Source organism: Streptomyces sp. NRRL B-24085, from assembly GCF_001282115.1.
Classification (GTDB): domain Bacteria; phylum Actinomycetota; class Actinomycetes; order Streptomycetales; family Streptomycetaceae; genus Streptomyces.
Window position 1 is genome coordinate 1 of record NZ_LJBR01000614.1, and the last position, 2,964, is coordinate 2,964.

At 72.0% G+C, this 2,964-nt stretch carries 2 protein-coding genes; one reads left to right on the plus strand and one right to left on the minus strand.

What is annotated here, in order from left to right; all coding sequences use genetic code 11:
* Window positions 1-181: 181 nt before the first annotated feature.
* Window positions 182-847 (plus strand): hypothetical protein, encoded by a 666-nt coding sequence (locus tag AOJ26_RS40280; RefSeq protein WP_053853288.1) that lies wholly within the window; start codon window positions 182-184, stop codon window positions 845-847.
* Window positions 848-914: 67 nt separating this feature from the next.
* Here AOJ26_RS40280 and AOJ26_RS40285 read toward each other — a convergent pair whose 3' ends face one another.
* Entirely contained in the window at window positions 915-2,846 is a 1,932-nt protein-coding gene (locus AOJ26_RS40285; protein WP_053853289.1) for a glycosyltransferase family 2 protein, read from the minus strand.
* Window positions 2,847-2,964 lie beyond the last annotated feature (118 nt).

Genomic DNA, 2,964 nt, shown 5'->3' on the forward strand with positions numbered 1-2,964 from the left:
CCACCCGTACGGCCGGAAGCCACCCCCCGTGCGCCCCGCGCGCCGGGCGGTTTCCGCGCAGTTCGGAGCGGTGTGGCTATGCTGCCGAGTTGTTGTGCGGGCCGTACGCGAACCAGCGACGCCGCCCGAAGGGGGGCGGGCCGGTCCGGTCCGACGAGAGCTAGTAGGAGGCGTCCGGCACATGGAGACGACGAGTGGGGCAGTCGCGCAGGCGCCGGCCGCGGAGGGCGGCCAGCAGGTTCCCTCCGCCCGGCGCACGGTCGACCGCTACCTTCAGGCGCCCTTCCCCTGGTACGGCCTCGACGAGGCCTTCACGGGGCCGCGTTGGCTGATGCAGGTCGGCACGTCGGCCGACGGGGCCGTCGAGCACGGGTCGATCGGACACGGCGACGAGCCCTCCGTGAAGAACGAGGCGGGCTCCACGGGTGAGCCGAAGGAGAAGTTCGCGGTCGTGGTGACCGTCGCCGCGAACCCGTCCCGCAGGAGCGCGGACGGCACGGGGCTGCTGGAGGCCACGTCGGTCTCCTCCGCCGCCTGGCTGGCCGGGGTGGGGCTGCTGTCGTTCACCTGGCCCGGCCAGATGGACCACTCGCTGCGCGACGACTGGCTGGACCAGCAGACCGAGACGGCCTGGGTCCTGGCGGACGACCTCGAAGGACCCGACTGGTCCACCCTGTCCCTCCCCGTGGACGGCGTGCCCACGCCCTTCCACTACCGGGAGTCGGAGTTCGGCTGGGTGCTCGCCGGCTCCACCCAGGAGGGGGTGCACGTGGGGGCGTACGGGAGAGGCATGAGCGCCTACGGTCTCGGGTTCGCGATGATCAAGGACATCTCGGCGTACGCGTAGCGCGCGGCGGGGCACCGGTCCGCTGCGGCGCCCCACCCCTGTTCTGCCGTCCCGTCGTCTTTCCGTCCTACCGGCCGAGCCGCCGCCGTACCCGCCGGACCTGGCGGTTGTCGGCGACCGCGTCGAGGAGCCGGCGTCCGGTGCCGGCCCGGTGCGCCGGGCCCTCCAGCCGCAGCAGGGCGCCGTCGCGGACGACGGCGTACGCCACCGGGGCGTCGGTCGTCGGGAGGCCGACCGGGTGGCGCCCGTCCGGCAGCCGGAGCCGGGCGGGCAGCCGCAGGAGGGCCGTCGTCCCGTGGTCTGCGGGAACGATCTCGGCGTCCACCGTCAGCGCCGACACGGTGACCTTGACGCGAGCCGTGCCGCCGGCCGCGGTCGCCGCCACGTACGGCAGCGGAAGCGACCGCTCCCCGCGCCCGGAGTTCGCCGCGGCGGCACCGGCCGTGTCGGCACCGAGCCTGCGCTGGCGCTGGTCCACGTCGAGGGCGAGCTGACCACTGCCCGTCCAGTACGGCAGCGCGAGCCGGCCACCGGTGAGCGCCGGACCCGCTGCCGGGGCCCCCGGAGTGCCGTCGCCGGTGAGGCGGACCATCCGGTCCACGCCCAGCAGTTGGACGTACGCCCACACGTCGTGCACCCCGCGCTCCAACGGCCGTCCGCCAGCGAGCCGTTCGGGGTCGAGGAGCAGCCGCCCGGACGCGACGAGCCGGGAGCGCCCCTCGCCGGCGGGTTCGAGCCGCACCTCCAGGTCGCCCTCCGGGTACCACCAGTCCTCGCGGTCGCGGTCCTTGACGACCAGTTCGGCGTACGCCAGCCGGAACGGATCGCGGACCTCCCAGCCGTCCTCGGTCCCCGGCACCCCCGCCAGCAGCTCGGGGTCCAGCCACCGCTTCCCGTCCCGTTCGACGAGCACCAGCGGCTCACCGTCCCCGCGCAGCAGGTCCAGCGTGACGTCGGCGACCAGCCGGCCGTCCTCCCACCGCAGTCCGCCGACGACGCTGCGGGCCTTGACCTGACGCACGCGCTCGGCGAGGGCGACGGCACCGTCGAAGTCACCGCGTTCGAGGAGTTCGGCGCGCAGCCGGGACACGGTGGGCAGGCCGTCGCGTACGGCGGAGGGAAACTCCTCGACAGCGAGTTTCCGGGCCGCCTCGAAGCGTTCGCGCTGCTCGGCGGGGTCCTCGCGGAGGATCTCGGGTTCGCGGGTTCGGGAGAGGATTTCGACGTGGTAATTGCGGTGCAGGAGGCGGTTCTGGAGGGCGTCGAGGTCGTCCGAGGCCTCGGTGCCGTCCTTGATCTGGCGGACGATGGTGCGGACGTTGTTCCAGAAGCCGAACCGGGGATCGAACCGGTGCTGGGTGTTGTTGCCGCCGTCGTCCCGCTTCATCCAGTAGTAGCAGGGGTAGTCGGTGAGGATCGAGATGCGCTCGGCTTTGAGGTAGGCGGCGCTGACGAAGAGCATGTCCTCGAAGAACCACGGCCCTTCGGGGAACTGGAGGCCGTGCTCCTCGACGAAGGCCCGTCGGAACATCTTGTGCGGGGTCATGCTCTGCATGAGCTCGTCGTTCTCGATCGTGCAGGCGTCCACGGTGTGCCGGAACAGCCGCCGGGGCCGCACCATCGTGCTGGACATCTTGCCGAGCACCACGTCGGCGTCGTTGCGCTTCGCGTGCTCGTACAGCCGCTCCAGGGCCTCGGGCCCGAGGGTGTCGTCGTGGTCGACGAACTGGATGTACTCGCCCTTGGCGTGCCGCATCCCGAGGTTGCGGGGTGCGCCCGGCCACCCGGAGTTGGGCCGGGTGTGCACCTGGACGTTCGGGTGCCCGGCGGCGATCTTCTCCAGCCGGGTCAGCGTGTCGTCGGTCGAGCCGTCGTCGACGTAGATGACCTCGTACTCGTCGGCGGGCAGGCTCTGCCCGAGCAGCGACGGGGCGCACTCGTCGACGTACTTCCCGGTGTTGTAGACGGGAACGATGACGCTGACTTTGACTCTCGGCATTCCACGGACCTTACCCGGCCCGTGGAACACCTCTTCATGGCGTGCGCCTCAGAACTTGTTCTTGGGCGTGATCCCCAGTGACAGCCCCGAAAGCCCCCGCTGCCGTCCCCCCAGCTTC

Coding starts and splice junctions, on each gene's coding strand:
- AOJ26_RS40280 (WP_053853288.1), top strand. CDS start 182: ATGGAGACGACGAGTGGGGCAGTCGCGCAGGCGCCGGCCGCGGAGGGC.
- AOJ26_RS40285 (WP_053853289.1), bottom strand. CDS start 2,846: ATGCCGAGAGTCAAAGTCAGCGTCATCGTTCCCGTCTACAACACCGGG.